This is a genomic window from Streptomyces sp. NPDC126499, from assembly GCF_040302485.1.
Classification (GTDB): Bacteria; Actinomycetota; Actinomycetes; order Streptomycetales; family Streptomycetaceae; genus Streptomyces.
Window position 1 is genome coordinate 21,091 of record NZ_JBEOUO010000028.1, and the last position, 20,717, is coordinate 41,807.

Genomic DNA, 20,717 nt, shown 5'->3' on the forward strand with positions numbered 1-20,717 from the left:
GGGGGAACGGACACCTTCATCCTAGGTCCGGCCCCCCGGCCCCGCCGCCCGGAGCGTCAGCCGCCGTACGCGCCCGAGGCGGTCAGCCGCAGCGCCGTGTCGATCAGCGGAACGTGGCTGAACGCCTGCGGGAAGTTGCCCACCTGCCGCTGGAGCCTCGGGTCCCACTCCTCCGCGAGCAGCCCCAGGTCGTTGCGGAGGGAGAGCAGCTTCTCGAAGAGCCGACGGGCCTCGTCGACCCGGCCGATCATCGCCAGGTCGTCCGCCAGCCAGAACGAGCAGGCCAGGAACGCGCCCTCGTCGCCCTCCAGGCCGTCCACGCCCGCCTCCTCGCCGGCGGTCGGGTAGCGCAGCACGAAGCCGTCCTCCGTGGACAGCTCCCGCTGGATCGCCTCGATCGTGCCGATCACCCGCTTGTCGTCCGGCGGCAGGAAGCCCATCTGCGGGATCAGCAGCAGCGAGGCGTCCAGCTCCTGGGAGCCGTAGGACTGCGTGAAGGTGTTGCGCTCCTTGTCGTACCCCTTCTCGCAGACGTCCCGGTGGATCTGGTCGCGGAGGTCCTTCCAGCGCTCCAGCGGGCCGTCGGCGTCCCCGGACTCGATCAGCTTGATCGTGCGGTCGACCGCCACCCAGGCCATCACCTTGGAGTGCACGAAGTGCCGGCGCGGACCGCGGACCTCCCAGATGCCCTCGTCGGGCTGGTCCCAGTGGGTCTCCAGGTAGTTGATCAGCTTGATCTGGAGCAGCGAGGCGTAGTCGTTGCGGGACAGGCCCGTCATGTGGGCCAGGTGCAGGGCCTCGGTGACCTCGCCGTACACGTCCAGCTGGAGCTGGTTGGCGGCCCCGTTGCCGACCCGGACGGGGCCGGAGTTCTCGTAACCCGGCAGCCAGTCCAGCTCCGCCTCGCCGAGCTCGCGCTCGCCGGCGATGCCGTACATGATCTGCAGGTTCTCCGGGTCGCCGGCGACCGCGCGCAGCAGCCAGTCCCGCCAGGCGCGGGCCTCCTCGCGGTAGCCGGTGCGCAGCATCGAGGACAGGGTGATCGCCGCGTCGCGGAGCCAGGTGTAACGGTAGTCCCAGTTGCGGACGCCGCCGATCTCCTCCGGCAGCGAGGTCGTGGGCGCGGCCACGATGCCGCCGGTCGGCGCGTAGGTGAGCGCCTTCAGGGTGATCAGGGAGCGGACCACCGCCTCGCGGTAGGGGCCGTGGTACGTGCAGTGCTCGACCCAGTCGCGCCAGAAGTCGGTGGTCGCCACCAGGGAGCCCTCCGGGTCCGGCAGCGGCGGCGGCTCCTTGTGCGAGGGCTGCCAGGACAGCGTGAAGGTGATCCGGTCGCCGGGGGAGACGGTGAACTCGGAGTACGTGGTCAGGTGCTCACCGTGCGTCTCGGCGTCGGTGTCCAGCCACACCGAGTCCGGCCCGGCGACGGCGACCGTGCGGTCGCCGACCTTGTGCACCCAGGGCACGATCCGGCCGTAGCTGAAGCGCATCCGCAGCGCGGAGCGCATCGGCACCCGGCCGCTGACGCCTTCCACGATGCGGATCAGCTGCGGCGCCCCGTCGCGCGGCGGCATGAAGTCGGTCACCCGGACCGTGCCGCGCGGGGTGTCCCACTCGGATTCCAGGACGAGCGAGTCGCCCAGGTAGCGGCGCCGGTCGGCCGGGGCCGCCGGGGCGCCGTCGGGTCCGGCCGGTCCGACTCTCCAGAAGCCGTGCTCCTCGGTGCCGAGCAGTCCGGCGAAGACGGCGTGCGAATCGAAGCGGGGCAGGCAGAGCCAGTCGACACTGCCGTCCCGGCAGACCAGGGCAGCGGTCTGCATGTCTCCGATGAGTGCGTAATCCTCGATGCGCCCGGCCACGTGCTTCACTCCAGATCGAACGGCCACGTCCGCCCCGCGGGGCGTTTCCTACAGGTCAGCGGTCAAGGGATCGTTGACGAGCTCTTGGTCCGGTTGACGGGCGGGGGTGGTGCCGTGCCGGTCCGGCTCGGCAGCGCGTGTGTCCGAGCAGGATACGACGCACCCCGGGGACCGGTGGAGCCGATCTTGTAACGACGCTGCCCCTTTCGGGTGAACGGGTCTTGACCTGCGCGGCACGGAGCCCAGGCCGTGGCGCCGGCACCGGCCTCGGTGCCGGCCGGCGCCCCGGTCACGGTCCCCGCGGGAGGCGTTCCCGACCCGGCGTGTCGCGGTGCGTACGCACCCGACTGCCCCGTGTGGCCGGAAGCGGTCTCCCGTTGTCGCTGATACCCTGGTACCCCGTGGACCGGTGGGAAACGGCGAGAGCCGAGGACCCCGCAACCGCAGCGACGGCACCCCCCGATTCTTGCCGAGGGGCAGCCGGAACGCACCTCCAGAACGCGACCACGGGAGCCCCCTCTTGGCGATGCCGCCCAACACCACGACGACCAAGCACATCTTCGTCACCGGGGGTGTCGCCTCCTCCCTCGGCAAGGGCCTGACCGCCTCCAGCCTGGGTGCGCTCCTCAAGGCCCGGGGTCTTCGGGTCACGATGCAGAAGCTCGACCCGTACCTGAACGTCGACCCCGGCACCATGAACCCCTTCCAGCACGGCGAGGTGTTCGTCACCAACGACGGCGCCGAGACCGACCTGGACATCGGCCACTACGAGCGCTTCCTCGACGTCGACCTCGACGGCTCGGCCAACGTCACCACCGGCCAGGTCTACTCCCAGGTGATCGCCAAGGAGCGGCGCGGCGAGTACCTCGGCGACACCGTCCAGGTCATCCCGCACATCACCAACGAGATCAAGTCCCGCATCCGCCGCATGGCCACCGACGACGTCGACGTCGTCATCACCGAGGTCGGCGGCACCGTCGGCGACATCGAGTCGCTGCCCTTCCTGGAGACCGTCCGCCAGGTCCGCCACGAGGTCGGCCGCGACAACGTCTTCGTCGTGCACATCTCGCTGCTGCCCTACATCGGCCCCTCCGGCGAGCTGAAGACCAAGCCGACCCAGCACTCGGTCGCCGCCCTGCGCAACATCGGCATCCAGCCGGACGCCATCGTGCTGCGCGCCGACCGTGACGTCCCCACCGCCATCAAGCGCAAGATCTCGCTGATGTGCGACGTGGACGAGGCCGCCGTCGTGGCCGCCATCGACGCCAAGTCGATCTACGACATCCCGAAGGTGCTGCACACCGAGGGCCTGGACGCCTACGTCGTCCGCAAGCTCGACCTGCCCTTCCGCGACGTGGACTGGACCGTCTGGGAGGACCTCCTGGACCGCGTCCACAACCCCGAGCACGAGGTCACCGTCGCGCTGGTCGGCAAGTACATCGACCTGCCCGACGCCTACCTGTCGGTGACCGAGGCCATGCGCGCCGGCGGCTTCGCGAACAAGGCCCGGGTCAAGGTCAAGTGGGTCACCTCCGACGACTGCAAGACCCCGGCCGGCGCCGAGAAGCAGCTCGGTGACTGCGACGCGATCCTGATCCCCGGCGGCTTCGGCGACCGCGGTGTCTCCGGCAAGGTCGGCGCGATCCGCTACGCCCGCGAGAACAAGGTGCCGCTGCTCGGCATCTGCCTCGGCCTGCAGTGCATCGTGATCGAGGCCGCCCGCAACCTGGCCGACATCCCCGAGGCCAACTCCACCGAGTTCGACCCCGCCACCGCGCACCCCGTCGTCTCGACGATGGAGGAGCAGCTGGCGTACGTCGAGGGCGCCGGCGACCTGGGCGGAACGATGCGCCTCGGCCTCTACCCGGCCAAGCTCGCCGAGGGCTCGGTCGTCCGCGAGGTCTACGGCGACCAGCCGTACGTCGAGGAGCGCCACCGTCACCGCTACGAGGTGAACAACGCCTACCGCGCCGAGCTGGAGAAGAAGGCCGGCCTGGTCTTCTCCGGCACCTCCCCGGACAACAAGCTCGTCGAGTTCGTCGAGTACCCGCGCGAGGTCCACCCCTACCTGGTCGCCACCCAGGCGCACCCGGAGCTCAAGTCCCGCCCGACCCGCCCGCACCCGCTGTTCGCGGGCCTGGTGAAGGCCGCCGTCGAGCGCAAGCTCGCCAAGTAACGCTCCTTGTTAACGTTGCCGGGGTACGGGTCCCGTCCGGGACGCGTACCCCGGTTTCGTGTGTGGGAGGACGAGCGATGCAGGTGCAGGACACCCCGGAGGAGTGGCGGGTCGTCGCCACCACCACCCCCTTCACGGGCAACAAGACGAGTGTCCGCACGGACGACGTGGTGATGCCGGACGGCTCGGTCGTCCGCCGCGACTACCAGGTCCACCCCGGCTCGGTCGCCGTCGTCGCCCTCGACGAGCAGGACCGGGTCGTGCTGCTCAAGCAGTACCGCCACCCGGTGCGGCAGAAGCTCTGGGAGATCCCGGCCGGTCTGCTCGACGTGCCCGGCGAGAACCCGCTGCACGCCGCGCAGCGCGAGCTGTACGAGGAGGCGCACGTCAAGGCCGAGGACTGGCGGGTGCTCACCGACGTGTACACCACGCCCGGCGGCTGCGACGAGGCCGTACGGATCTTCCTGGCCCGCGAGCTGTCCGAGGCGGAGGGCGACCGGTTCGAGGTCGCCGAGGAGGAGGCCGACATGGAGCTGGCCCGGGTGCCGCTCACGGACCTGGTCCGCGGGGTCCTCGCCGGCGAGCTGCACAACAACTGCCTGGTGGTGGGCGTGCTGTCGCTGATGGCCGCGCGCACCGGCGACGGTCTGGACGCGCTGCGCCCGGCGGAGGCGCCCTGGCCGGCGCGGCCCTTCGAGGCGTAGGGTCCCCGCCTTCGAGGCGGGCCCCGGCACCGGGCCGAGCCCCGCCGACGCAAGGCCGGTGCGGGACAGGCGCGGGACCGGCGCGGGGCCGAGCCCCGCCGACGCAGGGCCGGCGCGGGACCGGCGCGGGACCGGCACCGGGCCGAGCCCCGCCGGCGCAGGACCGGTGCGGGACCGGCGCGGGACCGGCACCGGGCACGGCCGGTCCGACAATCCACTGATCCGATCGGGCGATCTGTCCGCCGCGCTCCGCCGGGTCCGCGCCGCCCGCTGAACTACGCTCGTGATCGCCCGTGCGGAGCCCCCCGCGGGATCGTCGTGCGCAGGTGGACGGGAGCGTGGCCCGTGACGGATCAGGCGGTGGCAGCAGTCGGCGCCTCGCAGTTCTACGGCCGCCAGCGGGAACTGAAGGCCCTGCGGGCGGACATCGCGCGCACCGGTCTCGACACCCTGACCGGCCGCAAGGCCCCCCGCGCCCGGGTCCTGCTCATCGCGGGCAAGCCCGGCTCCGGCCGGACCGCGCTCGCCGAGGAGCTGATCGCCGCGCTCGCCGACGGCTACCGCGGCGGAGTCTTCCGCACCCGGCTCACCGAGCCCGGCGGCGAGCCGGTCCCCACCGCCCGCGCCGCCCAGGACCTCCTCGCCGCGCTCGGCGTCGCCGAGCCGCCCGGCGCCGCGGAGGACGAGCTCACCGCCCTGGTCCGCGAGGCCTTCGCCGACCGCAAGGCGCTGCTGCTCCTCGACGACGCCGTCGACGCCGAGCAGGTCGACCCGCTGCTGCCCGACAACCCCGAGACACTGGTCGTCGGCGTCGCCCGCGGCCCGCTCACCGGCATCCCGGACGTGCGGCCCTGCACCGTCGGCGGCCTCGACCCCAAGTCGGCCATCGAACTGCTCACCGGCTTCACCGGCTCCGTCCGCGTCACCGTCGACCCGCAGGCCGCCGAGAGCCTGGCAGAGGAGTGCGGCGGACTGCCCGGCGCGCTCGTCCTCGCCGGCGGATGGCTGGCCGCCCACCCCAAGGCCTCGGTGGCCGACCTCACCAAACGGCTGCGCGCCCTGACCGGCGACCCGCTCACCCGCGCCTTCGCCCTCGTCCACGCGTCCCTGCCGCAGCCCGCCGCCCGGATACTGCGCCACCTCGCCCTGGCCCCCCTCGGCCGGGCCGACGCCCACACCGCCTCCGCCCTGGCCGGCTGCTCCGTCTCCGCCGCGGCGACCACCCTCGCCGACTTCGCCGCGCTCCGTCTCGTACGGGAGGTCCCCGGCGGCGACGGTCAGTACGAGGTGCCGGGGCATCTGATGCCGCTGCTGCGGGCCGAGCTGGAGGAGCGCGACCGGCCCGCCGAGGTGCAGCTGGCCCGGGCCCGGATGCTGGAGCGGACCGTACGGCTGCTGCAGTCCGGGCGTGCGGTCACCGAACCGGAGGGCTCGCCGGCCCGGCGCCGCCTCGCCGGGCTGCCCCGCGCCCTGCGCTTCCCCGACGCCGCCACCGCCGGCGCCTGGCTCGACAGCCGCAGGCCCGTACTGCTCGCCTCGGCCCGGCTCGCCGTCGCCGACGGGGAACTCGACACCCTGGCCCGCCGGCTGATCGCGGCCCTGGTCCGGGCCCTTGCCGCGCACCGGGGCGCCGAGGCCGCCGCCCCGGACCTCTACGGGCTGCACCGGCTGGTCCTGGACGTCGCCGAGCGGCGCGGGCTGCACCGGGAGCGGGCCGCGGCCCTGCTCAACCTGGCCGACCTCGACGCGCGGACCGGTCGCACTCAGGACGCTTTGCTGCGATATCGGTCGGCCTTGGACGCCGGGAGGGAAGCAAATGATCCGTACGCCATCGGTCGGGCGATGGAATCCGTAGGCGGGACCTATCAGGAGCTCGGGGACTGGCACCGGGCCGGCGACTGGTACGGACGCGCCCTGGCCCAGCGCCTCGCCCGTGACGAGCGCGCCGACCAGGCCCGGCTCTACGGCCGGCTCGGAGCGGTGCACACCTATGCCGGCCGCTACGGAGAGGCGCTGCGCAACTGGCGGGCCGCCGCCGCGGGCTACCGGCGGCTCGCCGATCTCCCGGGCTACGCACGGGCGTTGAGCGAGGCGGCCCGGGTCCAGGAGTACGCGGGCCGGCCCGACGAGTGCCTGCGGACCTGCGAGGAAGCGGTGGAATGGGCCCGCAGGGCCGGGGACGTACGGCTCCAGGCGGCGCTGCAGCTCAGGCTCGCCGACACGCTGGACCGGCTCGGCGACCCGGCGGCCGCGCGGCTGCACCGGTCCGCTGCGGAAAGGCTCCTCGGAAGCGACCCCTCCGCCTACGAAATCCGCAGTGGGTTCGCCGAAGATTAATACTTTGAAAGGCTAGACAGGGGGAACTCCTTCATTAGACTGGGTGCGCCGCGTTCGATCGCGGTCTGTCCCGGTGCGCCGCAGTGCTTCCGGGTATGTATGGCTTTGTCAGGGCTTCTGGCACCGCCACACCGCAGCACCCCCCGTTTGTCCCCCCTGAATCAAGGACCGTGATCGACGATGAAGGTCGGCATCCCCCGCGAGGTCAAGAACAACGAGTACCGCGTGGCCATCACCCCTGCCGGTGTCCACGAGCTCGTCCGCAACGGCCACCAGGTCTTCATCGAGCAGAACGCCGGTGTCGGATCCTCGATCACCGACGAGGAGTACGTCGCCGCCGGTGCCGAGATCCTCCCCACCGCGGACGAGGTCTGGGCCACCGCCGACCTGCTCCTGAAGGTCAAGGAGCCGATCGCGGAGGAGTACCACCGCCTCCGCAAGGACCAGACGCTCTTCACCTACCTGCACCTCGCCGCTTCGAAGGAGTGCACGGACGCCCTCCTGGAGTCCGGCACCACCGCCATCGCGTACGAGACCGTCGAGACCGCGAACCGCGCGCTCCCGCTGCTCGCCCCGATGTCCGAGGTCGCGGGCCGCCTGGCCCCGCAGGTCGGCGCCTACCACCTGATGCGCTCGGTCGGCGGCCGCGGCGTGCTCCCCGGCGGCGTCCCCGGCACCCACGCCGGCGAGTGCGTCGTCATCGGCGGCGGCGTCTCCGGCTGGAACGCCACCCAGATCGCCGTCGGCATGGGCTTCCACGTGACCCTGCTCGACCGTGACATCAACAAGCTCCGCGAGGCCGACAAGATCTTCGGCACCAAGGTGAAGACGATCGTCTCCAACGCCTTCGAGCTGGAGAAGGCCGTCGTCGAGGCCGACCTCGTCATCGGCGCCGTCCTCATCCCGGGTGCCAAGGCCCCGAAGCTGGTCACCAACGAGCTCGTCGCCAAGATGAAGCCCGGAAGTGTCCTTGTCGACATTGCCATCGACCAGGGCGGCTGCTTCGAGGACTCCCACCCGACCACCCACGCCGAGCCGACCTTCCAGGTCCACAACTCGGTCTTCTACTGCGTCGCCAACATGCCGGGCGCGGTCCCGAACACCTCCACCTACGCCCTCACCAACGCCACGCTGCCCTACATCGTGTCGCTGGCGAACAACGGCTGGGCCGAGGCGCTGCGCCGCGACGCCGCCCTCGCCAAGGGTCTCAACACCCATGACGGCAAGGTCGTCTACAAGGAGGTCGCCGAGGCTCACGGCTACGACCACGTCGAGCTGAACAGCCTGCTGGGCTGACCTCACGAGGCTTGCGGCACGGCCGCAGAAACGGTCGGTCAACCCGCACCGTCAACCTCACGCACCGGGCCGGACCTTGTCACGCAAGGTCCGGCCCGATGTGTGTCCGGCCACGTTCCGACGCCTGGTCAACTCGCCTCGAACGTAACTCTTTAACCGTTTCGCGCCCCCGTGAAACGTGCGGTTACCCGCCGGTGCACCCTTGACAGAGAGGTGTTCGGTTGCCGACACATCGGGCCGGGTACGGCGGATTGTGTTGCTGCGGAGCGGTGACACGCCATAGAGTCGCCAACCGTCGGCATGGTGCCACGCTGACCTATCGATAAATGTTCCTGGTCACATCCAAGGAGGTAAGACGACTTGTGAATGAGTCGACATTTACTCCCGGGGGTGGGGAGCCAGGAGCCCCGATCGGCTCCGTCGCGGTGCGGACCTTCGCGACGCACCAGCCCATGACGCCAGCCCATACGATGAAGATGACGGACGGCCTACACGTGAACGCCACGGCCGGCAACGAGATGGGCCGAGAGTCCACCCACTTCGCCGCCTATGACGAGGTGCCCGAGGGGCACTTCTACGACCCTGACGCCGAGTACGAGCCCGACCCCGAGTACGCGGCCACCCTCGCCCCCGACGCCGCCCGCCAGCGTCGCGAGCGGATCGGCCCCACGGGACGGCCCCTGCCGTACTTCCCGATCCCGGGCCCGCTGACCGACCACGGCCCCGCGAAGATCATCGCGATGTGCAACCAGAAGGGCGGCGTCGGCAAGACCACGTCGACCATCAACCTGGGCGCGGCGCTCGCGGAGTACGGACGAAGGGTGCTGCTCGTCGACTTCGACCCGCAGGGCGCCCTGTCGGTCGGTCTCGGCGTGAACCCGATGGAGCTCGACCTCACCGTCTACAACCTGCTCATGGAGCGGGGCATGTCGGCCGACGAGGTGCTGCTCAAGACCGCCGTGCCCAACATGGACCTGCTGCCGAGCAACATCGACCTCTCGGCCGCCGAGGTGCAGCTGGTCAGCGAGGTCGCGCGCGAGTCCACGCTGCAGCGGGCGCTGAAGCCGCTGATGAACGACTACGACTACATCGTGATCGACTGTCAGCCCTCGCTCGGCCTGCTGACCGTGAACGCCCTGACGGCCGCTCACAAGGTCATCGTGCCGCTGGAATGCGAGTTCTTCGCGCTGCGCGGAGTGGCCCTGCTGACGGAGACCATCGAGAAGGTCCAGGAGCGGCTCAACCCCGAGCTGGAGCTCGACGGCATCCTCGCCACGATGTACGACTCGCGGACGGTGCACTCGCGCGAGGTGCTCGCGCGCGTCGTCGAGGCCTTCGACGACCACGTCTACCACACGGTGATCGGCCGGACCGTGCGCTTCCCGGAGACCACGGTCGCCGGCGAGCCCATCACCACGTACGCCTCCAACTCCGTGGGCGCCGCCGCCTACCGTCAGCTCGCCAGGGAGGTGCTCGCCCGGTGTCACGCCGAGTGAGTCTCCCCGGCGCCGACGAACTGTTCCGTACGACCGGTGGGACGCCGCTCCAGGCGTCCTCGCCGCGCCGGACCGTTCCGGCACCCGCGGGGGAGAGCGACTCGGCCGCGGCGGCGGGAGCGGAGGGCACGGGCACGGCCGAGCACGCCGCGGCGGACTCGGAGGCGGCGGAGCCGCGCGCCCGGACGCCGGAGCCGGAGGCCGCCAAGGCCGCGGCCCCGGCCGCCGCCGCCCGGCGACGGGGCGGCCGCACCACCAACCGGCGCCCCAGCGGGCGCGAGCGCCACGACGAGAAGATCACGGTCTACGTCTCCGCCGAGGAGCTGATGGACCTGGAGCACGCCCGCCTGGTGCTGCGCGGCGAGCACGGCCTCGCCGTCGACCGCGGCCGGATCGTCCGCGAGGCGGTCGCCGTGGTCCTGGCGGACCTGGAGTCCCGCGGCGACGCGAGCATCCTCGTACGCCGCCTGCGCGGCCGCTGACGGTACCCTGCGGGCTCCCGCACCCCCGCTCCACCAGGACCACCCCCATGCCCCCACCCCCTGCCGAAACGTCCCCCCGCCGCCGCCCCCTGGGCCGCGGCCCGGGGACGTCGCCGCAGCCCACGCCGGAGGAGGCGGGGGAGGCGGGGGAGCGGCGGGAGGCCGTGGGGGCCGCGCCGGCGGCCCGGATGGGCGAGGCGGTGCCGGACGACGGCCGGGCGGAGCCGGAGGGCCCCGACGAGGCGATCCGGGCCCGCGGTCCGGAAGCGGAGCAGGCCGTAGACGCGGAGCAGACCCCGGACGCCTCGGAGGCGCCCGACCGGCCTGCGGGGCGGGTGGAGGCCGACGAGCCGACGAGCCGGCCCCGGACCGTACGGGACGGGTCGGTGCGGCCTATGGACGGGTCTGTGCCGCCCAGGGACGGCTCCGTGCCGCCTACGGACGGGTCTGTGCCGCCCGCGGACGGGTCCGGCACTCCGGCGAGCCTCGGCGGCGCCGCGGGCGGGTCCGCCGAGGGCGGGGCCGAGGGCGGGGCCGAGCGACCGGGTGACGCCCGCGACGGGCGGTTCACCGTGCGGCTGGCGAACTTCGAGGGGCCGTTCGATCTGCTGTTGCAGCTGATCTCCAAGCACAAGCTGGACGTCACCGAAGTCGCCCTCTCCAAGGTCACCGACGAGTTCATGGGGCACATCCGGGCCATGGGGCCCGAGTGGGACCTCGATCAGACCACCGAGTTCCTGGTGGTCGCGGCGACGCTGCTCGACCTGAAGGCCGCGCGGCTGCTGCCGGCCGCCGAGGTGGAGGACGAGGCGGACCTGGCCCTGCTCGAGGCACGGGACCTGCTGTTCGCGCGGCTGCTGCAGTACCGCGCGTACAAGCAGGTCGCCGAGATCTTCGGCGAGCGCTGGGAGGCGGAGGGCCGCCGCCATCCCCGGACCGTCGGCCTCGAACCGCACCACGCCGAGCTGCTCCCCGAGGTCGTCATCTCCATCGGCGCCGAGGGCTTCGCGAAGCTCGCCGTCAAGGCCATGCAGCCGAGGGCCAAGCCGCAGGTGTACGTCGACCACATCCACGCCCCGCTGGTCAGCGTGCGCGAACAGGCCGCCGTCGTGGTCGCCCTGCTGCGCGAGCGCGGCACCCTCGGCTTCCGGGAGCTCGTGGCGGACGCCGACGACACCCTCACCGTCGTCGCCCGCTTCCTCGCCCTCCTGGAGCTCTACCGCGAGAAGGCCGTCGCCCTCGACCAGGAGACCCCGCTCGGAGACCTCACCGTCTCCTGGACGGGCGGCGAGACCGACGCCGCGGCCACCGCCGTCACCGACGAGTTCGACCAGGAACCCCGAGCGCCCGAGGAGGCCGCCCCGTGAGCGATCTCAAGCCCGCCCTCGAAGCCGTCCTCATGGTCGTCGACGAGCCCGCCACCGAGGCCCACCTCGCCAAGGTCCTCGACCGCACCCCGCGCGAGGTGGGCGACGCCCTGCGCGAGCTCGCCGGCGAGTACACCGCCCAGGGCCGCGGCTTCGAGCTCCGCCTGGTCGCCGGCGGCTGGCGGTTCTACACCCGCGCCGAGTACGCCCCCGCCGTCGAGGCCTTCGTCCTGGACGGCCAGCAGGCCCGGCTCACCCAGGCGGCCCTGGAGACCCTGGCGGTCGTCGCGTACCGCCAGCCGGTCAGCCGCTCCCGGGTCTCCGCCGTGCGCGGAGTGAACTGCGACGGGGTCATGCGCACCCTCCTCCAGCGCGGTCTGGTGGAGGAGGCGGGCGCGGAACCCGAAACAGGTGCGATCCTGTACAGGACGACGAACTACTTCCTGGAGCGCATGGGCCTGCGCGGCCTGGACGAGCTCCCCGAGCTCGCCCCCTTCCTGCCCGAGGCGGAAGCGGTCGAGCCGGACTCCCTGGAGGGTGTTCCGTCGTTCGATCCGGACGCAAGAGAGCCGGACGCGGACGAGAACGAGTAGACGACGGAAGTTTGATGCGAAGCAGCAGCGGCAGGAACAGCGGAAACAACGGCGGGAGCCGTGGTGCCAAGAGCGGCGGCCGCGGCAACTACCGGGGAGCCGGGAACAACCGCGACGACCGGGGCCAGAGCGCCGGCCGCCCGCGCCGGCCCCGGCCCGAGGAGCGCTCCTACGACGTCGACGGGCGGGCCGGGCGTCCCTCCGACGGCCCGAAGCGGGGGCGCGGCGACGCGGCCCGCGGCGGCGCGAAGGGCGGCCCCAAGCAGTCGCCCAAGCGCGGCGGCGGCCGTACGGCCCCGGCCCGCTCGCGCGAGTACGACGCCCGCGCGGAGGAGCGCAACCGGGAGCGGTACGCCAACAAGCCCGAGATCAAGACCCCGAAGACCTTCCCGGGCGCCGAGCAGGAGGGCGAGCGCCTGCAGAAGGTGCTCGCGCGCGCCGGTTACGGCTCGCGCCGCGCCTGCGAGGAGCTCATCGAGCAGTCCCGCGTCGAGGTCAACGGCAGCATCGTGGTCGAGCAGGGCCTGCGCGTCGACCCGGAGAAGGACGAGATCAAGGTGGACGGCCTGACCGTCGCCACCCAGTCGTACCAGTTCTTCGCGCTGAACAAGCCGGCCGGTGTCGTGTCCACCATGGAGGACCCGGACGGCCGCCAGTGCCTCGGCGACTACGTCACCAACCGCGAGACCCGGCTCTTCCACGTCGGCCGTCTCGACACCGAGACCGAGGGCATCATCCTGCTCACCAACCACGGCGAGCTGGCCCACCGTCTCACCCACCCCAAGTACGGCGTGAAGAAGACCTACCTGGCCGCCATCACCGGCCCGCTGCCCCGCGAGGTCGGCAAGCGGCTCAAGGACGGCATCCAGCTGGAGGACGGCTACGCCCGCGCCGACCACTTCCGGGTCGTCGAGCAGACCGGCAAGAACTACCTCGTCGAGGTCGTGCTGCACGAGGGCCGCAAGCACATCGTGCGCCGCATGCTCGCCGAGGCGGGCTTCCCGGTCGAGAAGCTGGTCCGCACCGCCTTCGGCCCGATCACCCTGGGCGACCAGAAGTCGGGCTGGCTGCGCCGCCTGAGCAACACCGAGGTCGGCATGCTGATGAAGGAAGTCGGCCTGTAAGCCGCTTCTGACGGAGCCACCTTCTGACCACGGGGAAGGGCCCGTGACCGCCATCCCGGCGGTCACGGGCCCTTTTCGTACTTGTGGTCGAGTGCGGCCACCATTTATAGTCAGGCTGACTTTTAAGGGCTCAACGGGAGGCGAGCATGAGTCTCGGACACGTCCTGGACCCGCTCCAGCAGCCGCTCTTCACGCTCCTCGACACCCCGGTCTCCTGGACCGAGGTGCTGGGCTTCGGGAGCGGGGCGCTCTGCGTCTGGCTCGTCGCCCGTCAGCACATCGCCAACTGGCCCATCGGCATGGCCAACAACGTCTTCTTCGTCCTGCTCTTCTCCCAGAGCGGGCTGTACGCCGACGCCGGCCTCCAGATCGTCTTCATCGCCCTCGCCGCGTACGGCTGGTGGACCTGGACCCACGGGGGTGGACCAGGCTCCGTCACCCGGACCCTCCCGGTACGGCGCACCAGCCGCACCGAGTGGACCTGGCTCGTCGCGGCGGGGGCGGTGGGGACCCTCGCCCTCACCCTGCTCCTCGACCGGGCCACCGACTCGACCGTCCCCTTCTGGGACGCCCTGACGACCGCGCTGTCCCTGATGGCCACCTACGGCCAGTGCCGAAAGCGACTGGAGTCCTGGTGGCTCTGGATCGCCGCCGACGTCGTCTACGTGCCCCTGTACGCGTACAAGGAGCTCTACCTCACCTCGGTGCTGTACGTCGGCTTCATGACGCTCTGCGTGCTCGGCCTGCGCGACTGGCGGCGCGACCTCACCGCCCGGCGCGCCCTCCCCGTGGAGGCGGCGGCATGAAGCGCTACGGCCACGGCCTCGTCCTCGGCAAGTTCTATCCGCCGCACGCCGGCCACCACCACCTCGTCCGCACCGCGCGCGAGAGCTGCGAGCGCCTGACCGTGCTCGTCTGCGCCTCCTCGGTCGAGTCCGTCCCCCTCGCCGAGCGGGTCGCCTGGATGCGCGAGATCCACCCCGACGCGCTCGTCGTGGGGGCCATGGACGACCACCCCGTCGACCTCCACGACCCCGATGTGTGGGACGCCCACATGGCGGTCTTCCGGACCGCGGTGCCCGAGACCGTCGACGCCGTCTTCACCTCGGAGCCGTACGGGGAGGAGCTCGGCCGCCGCTTCGGCGCCGCCGCCGTCTGCGTCGACCCCGAACGGCTCCGCCACCCCGTCTCCGGCACCGCCGTGCGCGCCGACCCGGTCGCCCACTGGGACCAGCTGGAGGCCCCCGTACGGGCCGCCCTCACCCGCCGGGTCGTCGTCCTCGGCGCCGAGTCCACCGGCACCACCACCATGGCGCTCGCCCTCGCCGACCACTACCGGCGGCGCGGCGGCGTATGGGCCCGCACCCGGTGCGTCCCCGAGTACGGACGCGCCTACAGCGAGCTCAAACTCGCCGAACTGCGCGCCGAGCGGCCGGGCGCCGGCTGGTCCGACGTCACCTTCCACTCCGCCGACTTCCCCGTCATCGCCCTGCGCCAGGCCGAACTGGAGGAGGAGGCCGCCCGCGACGGCTCGCCCGTCCTCTTCTGCGACACCGACGCCTTCGCCACCACCATCTGGCACGAGCGGTACATGGGCACCACCAGCCCCGGCACCGGCGAGATCGCCGCCCGCGGCCGGCAGCACCTGTGGCTGCTCACCGACCACCGGGGCGTCGACTTCGAGGACGACGGGCTGCGCGACGGCGAACACCTCCGGCCCTGGATGACCGCGCGCTTCCTCGCCCAGCTCGCCCACACCGGCCGCCGCACCGTCCTGCTCACCGGCCCCCACGAGGAACGCCTCGCGACCGCCGTCGCCGCCGTGGACGCGCTGCTCGCCGAGGGCTGGCACTTCACCGACCCGCTCCCGGAACGCCGATGACCACAGAACGCCCCTCCGCACCCGGGGCCTACGACAAGTACGCCTTCGAACCGTTCGCCCTCACCGCCGACCTCGCCGTCTTCACCGTCCGCCAGGAACGCCTGCACGTCCTGCTCGTCCAGCGTGGCCAGGAGCCCTACGCCGGAGCCTGGGCCCTGCCCGGCGGCTTCGTCCTGCCCGACGAGTCCGCCGAGCAGGCCGCGCGCCGCGAACTGGCCGAGGAGACCGGCCTGTCCGAGGCCAACGCCGCCCGGCTCCACCTGGAACAGCTGCGCACCTACAGCGAGCCCGACCGCGACCCCAGGATGCGGGTGGTCTCCGTCGCCTTCACCGCGCTCGTCCCCGACCTGCCCGAACCACGCGGCGGCGGCGACGCGGCACAGGCCCGCTGGCTGCCCTACGAGGACGTCCACGACCTCGCCTTCGACCACGACCGCATCCTCGCCGACGCCCGCGAACGGGTCGGCGCCAAACTCGAGTACACCTGTCTCGCCACCGCCTTCTGCCCGGCCGAGTTCACCCTCGGCGAGCTGCGGCAGGTGTACGAGACGGTCTGGGGCGTCCCACTCGACCGCCCCAACTTCCGGCGCAAGGTCCTCGCCACCCCCGGCTTCGTCCGGCCCGTCGAGGCACCGCCGCGCCGCACCGGCGGACGGGGGAAACCGGCCGCTCTCTACCGGGCGGGAGAGGCCACGGCGCTCCACCCGCCCTTGCTGCGACCGGAAGGACGGACGGCATGACGACGACGAAGCGGGCGGCGACGGGGGCGCTGATCGGGCTGGCGCTGGGGGACGCGCTGGGGCTGCCCACGGAGTTCATCGACGTACCCAGGATCATGAGCTGGTACGGGCCCTGGCGGGAGCTCGCGCTCCCCGAGAAGGGCAGGGTCACCGACGACACCCAGATGACCCTCGCCTTCGCGCGGGGCATCCGCACCGCCATGGAGCGGGGACCGCTCACGCCGCTGCGCCTCACCCGCCCGCTCCGTGAGGAGTACGTCGAGTGGCACAGGTCGCCCGAGAACAACCGGGCCCCCGGCCGCACCTGCATGGTCGCCTGCCAGTTGCTGTCCACCGACCGGCTCTGGCAGGACGCCAGCCAGGTCGGCTCCAAGGGCTGCGGCGCCAACATGCGGGTCGCGCCCATCGGGCTCGTGCCGGGCCTGAGCGACGAGCAGCGGGCCGGCGCCGCCCAGCTCCAGTCCGCCCTCACCCACGGTCACCCCACCGCCCTGGCCGCCTCCGACCTGACCGCACGGGCCGTGCACCTGCTCGCGCGGGGCGTGGACCCCACCGGCCTCGTCGGGCAGCTCCGTTCGTACGCCTTGGAGAACCGCTCCCGCTACGACGAGCGCTGGCTCGGCGACCTGTGGACCCGCTCCCAGGACCCCAGCGCCCTGCACTTCATCCGGCGCGGCTGGGACGAGTGCCTGGCCGTCCTGGAGCGGCTGGACGCCGTCCAGCGCACCGCCGACCCGGAGATCGACCCCTGCACGTACACCGGTGACGCCTGGATCGCCGAAGAGGCGCTGGCCACCGGCCTGCTCTGCTTCCTGCTCTTCCCCGACGAGCCCCTCACCGCCCTGCGCCGGGCCGCCTGCACCCGCGGCGACTCCGACTCCATCGCCGCCCTCACGGGCGCCTTCGCCGGCGCGCACCTGGGCGCGGACGCGTGGCCGAGGGAATGGGCGGAGCGGGTGGAGTACCGGGACGAGCTGCTGGCGTTCGGCGCGCTCTGGGACGCTTGAGCCCATGACGCACTCGAAGGTCCGCACGGCCGAGGCCGGTCTGGCCCGCGCCCGGCTGCCCGGTCTGGGCCTGTCCGCGGTCGTGGCCGAGCAGCCCGACCCGCTGCTCTTCGCCACCGTGTCCGGCGCCCACCTCTACTGCTCTACACCTACCGGGCGCTGCTGACCGGCATCCACCTCATGCGGTCGGGCGAGATCCAGGCGCACCTGCCCACGCTCGTCGCCGAGGTACCCGAGGCGCCCGCACGGCTGCCCGACCTCGTCGAGGTCAAGGCGGCCGCCGAGCACGGGGCGGCGCCGGTCGCGACGGAGGACGTACGGGCCGAGGTGGAACGGCTGCACGCCGTACTCGACGCCGCGCAGGCCGACTCAGGTCTCCGAGGCGAGTCCGGCGCCCTCGGCGCGCTGCACGAGCTCGTCGTGCGGGTGCGCGTCGAGCACGCGCAGGGCTGAGGCGCGGCGGGCGCGGGTCAGGAAGTCCTCGACGCGGGCGGTGTCCGGGGCCTCGGGGAGGGGGCTGGTGGTGTGGGCGTGGTCGGCCTCGTCCTGGAGGCGGTTCATCCAGGACTCCACCTCCGGCCAGGACACCTCGCCCCGCTTGACCGCGAGCAGACGCTCGCGGTCCTCGCCCACGTCGACCCGGAGTTCACCGCTGCGCAGCAGGTCACGGCAGCTGGTGAGCAGGCGCAGCAGATGCATGGCGTGCTTCCAGCGCGGGGCGCCGTACTGGCGGACGTCGGCGTCGAGCTTGCGGCGCTGGCCGGCCGCGTACCGCACGAAGGTGGCGTGCGACCGGCGGGAGAGGAACGCCCCGCGCAGGGACAGCAGTTCGCCGCCGGTCGCGTCGGCGTGCTCGACGACGGGGGAGTGCAGGCACTCCAGGACGTTCGGGTTGTTGCGCAGGGCGAGCTCGCAGAAGCGTTCCAGCTCCCAGCTGAACTGCTCGGGGGCCGGGCCCTCCACATGGGCGGGCGGCTTGTCGAAGCGCCAGAACAGCGGGGTGGGGGCGAGGTACACGCCCCTGCGGTCGGTGTCGCTGTCCTCGGTGGCCAGACCGAACGCGCGCGACCCCATGACACAGGAGTAGATCGTGTGGTCGCGCACCAGTTCCTCGGGAGTCATGCGCGACAGGCTAGGCCAGAGTGATCGTGTCCGCCGACACATTGATCGTCTCGGTGGGCAGCGGCCGGGTCGCCGGACCGGCGGCGACCGAACCGTCCGCCACACGGAACCGCGAGCCGTGGCAGGGGCAGTCGATCGTGCCGTCGGCGACCTTGCCCACGATGCAGCCCTGATGGGTGCAGACCGCCGAGAAGGCCTTGAAGTCGCCCGCCGACGGCTGGGTGACCACCACCTTCTCCTCCTTGAAGACCTTGCCGCCGCCGACCGGGATCTCCGACGTGCGGGCGAGGGCGCGGCCGGGGGAGGCGGGTGACGTGGGCCCGGCCGGCGTCGAGGCCGCGGGCTCCTCCTTCGGACCGTCCGATCCGTCCGATCCGTTCGATCCGCAGCCGGTCACCAGGACCGCACCGGCGAGGAGTGCCGTACGGCGGGGCAGGGCGTCAGCAGTCGTCATGCCGACCAGCTTGGCCGTGCGCCCCGCGCGCGTGCCGCAACACGCCTACGCCCGGGGTGCCAGCTCCCTCGCACGGCCGTCCGCGTCCCGCCGCACCTCCAGGACCGCCGTGACCGCGGACCGCTCGACCGGCCCGTACACATGCGGGAAGAGCGTGCCCTTCGAGCCCTCGGCACCCCCCGCTCCCTCCCAGCGGACCTCGCCGCCCAGCCGGGTCTCGTCGATCACCAGGACCAGCAGCGGCCCGGCCACGTCCCGGTAGTGGGCGTCGGCGATCGCGAGGGCGGAGGTCTCGTCCGGGGAGCAGTGGACGAAACCCTCGGCGGCGAGGGACGCCGGGGCGTAGGGGAGGTCGGGGCGGGCGGACCATGCGTCCAGCGGGACGACGTGCAGCAGCATGCCGACAGTTCTACCCTGCGGACATCGCCCGCACGGCTCGCTCTGCCCCGCGGGCATCGCCCGCACGGCCCGCCGTCTCGGAGGGCGGGCGCCGCGACCGCCCCTCCGCCCGGCTGACTAGGCTGGTCGGAGCACTGACGCAGGCGAAGGAGTACGAGGTGGCGGTACGAGCCGTCCGAGGCGCCGTCCAGCTGGAGCGGGACGAGGCCGGACACATGCACGAGCAGGTCGAGGAGCTGCTCACCGCCGTGCTCGAACGCAACGGCCTGACCGCGGACGACCTGATCAGCATCTGGTTCACCGCCACCCCCGACCTGCACAGCGACTTCCCGGCCGCGGCGGCCCGCCGCATCGGCATCGTGGACGTCCCCCTCATCTGCGCCCAGGAGCTCGACATCGAGGGCGCGATGCCGAGGGTCGTCCGGCTCCTCGCGCACGTCGAGTCGGATCTGCCCAAGTCCCGGATCGCGCACGTCTACCTCGGCGCCGCGGCCGCCCTGCGCAAGGACATCGCCCAGTGAGAACCGCGCTCGTCATCGGAACCGGCCTGATCGGCACCTCCGCCGCGCTGGCCCTCGCCGGCCGGGGCGTCACCGTCCACCTGCGCGACCACGACCCGGCCAGGGCCCGTACGGCCGCCGCGCTCGGCGCCGGCACCGACGAGGCGCCCGAGGGGCCGGTGGACCTGGTCCTGGTCGCCGTACCGCCCGCGCACGTCGCCGGCACCCTCGCCGACGCGATCCGGGCCGGTCTCGGCCGCGGCTACCTCGACGTGGCGAGCGTGAAGGGCGGGCCCAAGCGGGAGCTGGAGGAACTGGGCCTGGACCTGACCGCGTACATCGGAACCCACCCGATGTCCGGCAAGGAGCGCTCCGGGCCGCTGGCCGCCACCGCCGACCTCTTCGAGGGCCGGCCCTGGGTGCTCACGCCCACCCGCGACACCGACACCGAGGTCCTCAACCTCGCCCTCGAACTGGTCGCCCTGTGCCGGGCCGTCCCCGTCGTCATGGACGCCGACGCCCACGACCGCGCCGTCGCGCTGGTCTCGCACACCCCGCAGCTGGTGTCGTCGATGGTGGCGGCCCGCCTGGAGGAGGCCGACGAGACGGCGGTACGGCTGTGCGGGCAGGGCATCCGTGACGTGACCCGGATCGCCGCCTCCGACCCCCGCATGTGGGTCGAGATCCTCTCCGCTAACCCCGGGCCCGTCGCCGACGTCCTCGCGGGCGTCGCGGCGGACCTCGACGAGACGGTACGAGCCCTGCGCGCCCTCGAATCCGGCGACGAGGCCAAGCGCCGCGCCGGCGCCTCGGGCGTGGAGGACGTCCTGCGCCGCGGCAACGCCGGCCGCGCCCGCGTCCCCGGCAAGCACGGCGCCGCCCCCGCCGTCTACGAGACCGTCGCCGTCCTCATCAGCGACCAGCCCGGCGAACTCGCCCGCATCTTCGCCGACGCGGGCCGGGCGGGAGTCAACATCGAGGACGTCCGCATCGAACACGCGACGGGCCAGCAGGCCGGCCTGGTCCAGCTGATGGTGACCCCTTCCGCGGCCCCGGTCCTGGGAGCCGCGCTGCAGGAACGGGGCTGGGCGCTGCGGACGGGCTGAGGACCGTCCGCCCGCCCGCTGGGCCGAACGGGTGCGGGGGACTCGGTAACCTTGTGGGGGTCCCCCGCACGTA

20 protein-coding genes and 1 pseudogene are annotated in these 20,717 nt (G+C 72.7%); 17 read left to right on the forward strand and 4 right to left on the reverse strand.

Annotation, left to right across the window (positions count from 1 at the left end; translation table 11 throughout):
• Nucleotides 1-56: 56 nt before the first annotated feature.
• Nucleotides 57-1,859, reverse strand: a complete 1,803-nt coding sequence (locus ABTZ91_RS29845) for a glycoside hydrolase family 15 protein (RefSeq protein WP_345489787.1) — start codon at nt 1,857-1,859, stop codon at nt 57-59.
• Nucleotides 1,860-2,385: 526 nt separating this feature from the next.
• Here ABTZ91_RS29845 and ABTZ91_RS29850 point away from each other — a divergent pair.
• The 15 genes and pseudogenes from ABTZ91_RS29850 to ABTZ91_RS29920 form a co-directional block, all read left to right on the forward strand.
• The gene (locus tag ABTZ91_RS29850; protein WP_352080330.1) at nt 2,386-4,035 is read left to right on the forward strand and encodes a CTP synthase; all 1,650 of its coding nucleotides are present in this window, start codon (nt 2,386-2,388) and stop codon (nt 4,033-4,035) included.
• 77 nt (nt 4,036-4,112) lie between these two features.
• Nucleotides 4,113-4,739, forward strand: coding sequence for an NUDIX hydrolase (locus ABTZ91_RS29855; RefSeq protein WP_352080331.1), 627 nt, complete (start codon nt 4,113-4,115; stop codon nt 4,737-4,739).
• A gap of 345 nt (nt 4,740-5,084) precedes the next feature.
• The gene (locus ABTZ91_RS29860) at nt 5,085-7,076 is read left to right on the forward strand and encodes a tetratricopeptide repeat protein (RefSeq protein ID WP_407078059.1); all 1,992 of its coding nucleotides are present in this window, start codon (nt 5,085-5,087) and stop codon (nt 7,074-7,076) included.
• A gap of 180 nt (nt 7,077-7,256) precedes the next feature.
• Complete coding sequence (gene ald, locus ABTZ91_RS29865; RefSeq protein ID WP_352080333.1) at nt 7,257-8,372, forward strand: alanine dehydrogenase; 1,116 nt, start codon at nt 7,257-7,259, stop codon at nt 8,370-8,372.
• A 470-nt stretch (nt 8,373-8,842) separates the two neighbouring features.
• Entirely contained in the window at nt 8,843-9,868 is a 1,026-nt protein-coding gene (locus ABTZ91_RS29870) for a ParA family protein (protein ID WP_345492490.1), read from the forward strand.
• Nucleotides 9,853-10,350 carry a hypothetical protein gene (locus ABTZ91_RS29875; protein ID WP_352080334.1) on the forward strand — a complete coding sequence of 166 codons (498 nt, stop codon included), beginning with the start codon at nt 9,853-9,855 and terminating at the stop codon, nt 10,348-10,350. Before ABTZ91_RS29870 ends, ABTZ91_RS29875 begins: the two co-directional genes overlap by 16 nt.
• 47 nt (nt 10,351-10,397) lie before the next feature.
• Nucleotides 10,398-11,717 carry a segregation/condensation protein A gene (locus ABTZ91_RS29880; protein ID WP_352080335.1) on the forward strand — a complete coding sequence of 440 codons (1,320 nt, stop codon included), beginning with the start codon at nt 10,398-10,400 and terminating at the stop codon, nt 11,715-11,717.
• 32 nt (nt 11,718-11,749) lie between these two features.
• Complete coding sequence (scpB, locus tag ABTZ91_RS29885; protein ID WP_352080401.1) at nt 11,750-12,310, forward strand: SMC-Scp complex subunit ScpB; 561 nt, start codon at nt 11,750-11,752, stop codon at nt 12,308-12,310.
• Nucleotides 12,311-12,324: 14 nt separating this feature from the next.
• Nucleotides 12,325-13,434 carry a pseudouridine synthase gene (locus tag ABTZ91_RS29890; protein ID WP_352080336.1) on the forward strand — a complete coding sequence of 370 codons (1,110 nt, stop codon included), beginning with the start codon at nt 12,325-12,327 and terminating at the stop codon, nt 13,432-13,434.
• Between the two features lie 146 nt (nt 13,435-13,580).
• On the forward strand, nt 13,581-14,240 hold the full coding sequence (gene pnuC / locus ABTZ91_RS29895; RefSeq protein WP_352080337.1) for a nicotinamide riboside transporter PnuC: 660 nt from the start codon (nt 13,581-13,583) through the stop codon (nt 14,238-14,240).
• Entirely contained in the window at nt 14,237-15,316 is a 1,080-nt protein-coding gene (locus ABTZ91_RS29900; RefSeq protein WP_352080338.1) for an AAA family ATPase, read from the forward strand. The genes pnuC and ABTZ91_RS29900 overlap by 4 nt, the downstream gene beginning before the upstream one ends.
• Nucleotides 15,313-16,056 (forward strand): NUDIX domain-containing protein, encoded by a 744-nt coding sequence (locus ABTZ91_RS29905; protein ID WP_352080339.1) that lies wholly within the window; start codon nt 15,313-15,315, stop codon nt 16,054-16,056. The genes ABTZ91_RS29900 and ABTZ91_RS29905 overlap by 4 nt, the downstream gene beginning before the upstream one ends.
• Nucleotides 16,053-17,063 (forward strand): ADP-ribosylglycohydrolase family protein, encoded by a 1,011-nt coding sequence (locus ABTZ91_RS29910; RefSeq protein ID WP_352080340.1) that lies wholly within the window; start codon nt 16,053-16,055, stop codon nt 17,061-17,063. Before ABTZ91_RS29905 ends, ABTZ91_RS29910 begins: the two co-directional genes overlap by 4 nt.
• Nucleotides 17,064-17,067: 4 nt before the next feature.
• Nucleotides 17,068-17,229, forward strand: coding sequence for a hypothetical protein (locus tag ABTZ91_RS29915; protein ID WP_352080341.1), 162 nt, complete (start codon nt 17,068-17,070; stop codon nt 17,227-17,229).
• Nucleotides 17,202-17,516: pseudogene (locus ABTZ91_RS29920) on the forward strand (DNA polymerase beta superfamily protein); the annotation flags it as partial. The gene ABTZ91_RS29915 and the pseudogene ABTZ91_RS29920, both read left to right, overlap by 28 nt.
• Here ABTZ91_RS29920 and ABTZ91_RS29925 read toward each other — a convergent pair.
• From ABTZ91_RS29925 to ABTZ91_RS29935, 3 genes are read right to left on the reverse strand one after another with little or no spacing between them, the layout of a single operon-like run.
• Nucleotides 17,433-18,185, reverse strand: coding sequence for a DNA polymerase beta superfamily protein (locus tag ABTZ91_RS29925; protein WP_352080342.1), 753 nt, complete (start codon nt 18,183-18,185; stop codon nt 17,433-17,435). The pseudogene ABTZ91_RS29920 and the gene ABTZ91_RS29925 overlap by 84 nt on opposite strands.
• 10 nt (nt 18,186-18,195) lie before the next feature.
• Nucleotides 18,196-18,639: a Rieske (2Fe-2S) protein gene (locus tag ABTZ91_RS29930; protein WP_352080343.1), complete on the reverse strand. Its 444-nt coding sequence runs from the start codon at nt 18,637-18,639 to the stop codon at nt 18,196-18,198.
• Nucleotides 18,640-18,684: 45 nt separating this feature from the next.
• Nucleotides 18,685-19,038: a DUF952 domain-containing protein gene (locus ABTZ91_RS29935; protein WP_352080344.1), complete on the reverse strand. Its 354-nt coding sequence runs from the start codon at nt 19,036-19,038 to the stop codon at nt 18,685-18,687.
• A 158-nt stretch (nt 19,039-19,196) separates the two neighbouring features.
• Between ABTZ91_RS29935 and aroH the strand changes: the two genes are divergently transcribed.
• Nucleotides 19,197-19,559, forward strand: coding sequence for a chorismate mutase (aroH, locus tag ABTZ91_RS29940; protein WP_352080345.1), 363 nt, complete (start codon nt 19,197-19,199; stop codon nt 19,557-19,559).
• Nucleotides 19,556-20,644 carry a prephenate dehydrogenase gene (locus ABTZ91_RS29945; protein ID WP_352080346.1) on the forward strand — a complete coding sequence of 363 codons (1,089 nt, stop codon included), beginning with the start codon at nt 19,556-19,558 and terminating at the stop codon, nt 20,642-20,644. The genes aroH and ABTZ91_RS29945 overlap by 4 nt, the downstream gene beginning before the upstream one ends.
• Nucleotides 20,645-20,717 lie beyond the last annotated feature (73 nt).

What these genes read in the sequence shown, in the direction of transcription:
- ABTZ91_RS29850 (WP_352080330.1), top strand. Translation starts at nt 2,386, where the DNA reads ATGCCGCCCAACACCACGACGACCAAGCACATCTTCGTCACCGGGGGT.
- ABTZ91_RS29855 (WP_352080331.1), top strand. Translation starts at nt 4,113, where the DNA reads ATGCAGGTGCAGGACACCCCGGAGGAGTGGCGGGTCGTCGCCACCACC.
- ald (WP_352080333.1), top strand. Translation starts at nt 7,257, where the DNA reads ATGAAGGTCGGCATCCCCCGCGAGGTCAAGAACAACGAGTACCGCGTG.
- ABTZ91_RS29870 (WP_345492490.1), top strand. Translation starts at nt 8,843, where the DNA reads ATGAAGATGACGGACGGCCTACACGTGAACGCCACGGCCGGCAACGAG.
- ABTZ91_RS29880 (WP_352080335.1), top strand. Translation starts at nt 10,398, where the DNA reads ATGCCCCCACCCCCTGCCGAAACGTCCCCCCGCCGCCGCCCCCTGGGC.
- scpB (WP_352080401.1), top strand. Translation starts at nt 11,750, where the DNA reads ATGGTCGTCGACGAGCCCGCCACCGAGGCCCACCTCGCCAAGGTCCTC.
- ABTZ91_RS29890 (WP_352080336.1), top strand. Translation starts at nt 12,325, where the DNA reads ATGCGAAGCAGCAGCGGCAGGAACAGCGGAAACAACGGCGGGAGCCGT.
- pnuC (WP_352080337.1), top strand. Translation starts at nt 13,581, where the DNA reads ATGAGTCTCGGACACGTCCTGGACCCGCTCCAGCAGCCGCTCTTCACG.
- ABTZ91_RS29900 (WP_352080338.1), top strand. Translation starts at nt 14,237, where the DNA reads ATGAAGCGCTACGGCCACGGCCTCGTCCTCGGCAAGTTCTATCCGCCG.
- ABTZ91_RS29905 (WP_352080339.1), top strand. Translation starts at nt 15,313, where the DNA reads ATGACCACAGAACGCCCCTCCGCACCCGGGGCCTACGACAAGTACGCC.
- ABTZ91_RS29910 (WP_352080340.1), top strand. Translation starts at nt 16,053, where the DNA reads ATGACGACGACGAAGCGGGCGGCGACGGGGGCGCTGATCGGGCTGGCG.
- ABTZ91_RS29915 (WP_352080341.1), top strand. Translation starts at nt 17,068, where the DNA reads ATGACGCACTCGAAGGTCCGCACGGCCGAGGCCGGTCTGGCCCGCGCC.
- ABTZ91_RS29925 (WP_352080342.1), bottom strand. Translation starts at nt 18,185, where the DNA reads ATGACTCCCGAGGAACTGGTGCGCGACCACACGATCTACTCCTGTGTC.
- ABTZ91_RS29930 (WP_352080343.1), bottom strand. Translation starts at nt 18,639, where the DNA reads ATGACGACTGCTGACGCCCTGCCCCGCCGTACGGCACTCCTCGCCGGT.
- ABTZ91_RS29935 (WP_352080344.1), bottom strand. Translation starts at nt 19,038, where the DNA reads ATGCTGCTGCACGTCGTCCCGCTGGACGCATGGTCCGCCCGCCCCGAC.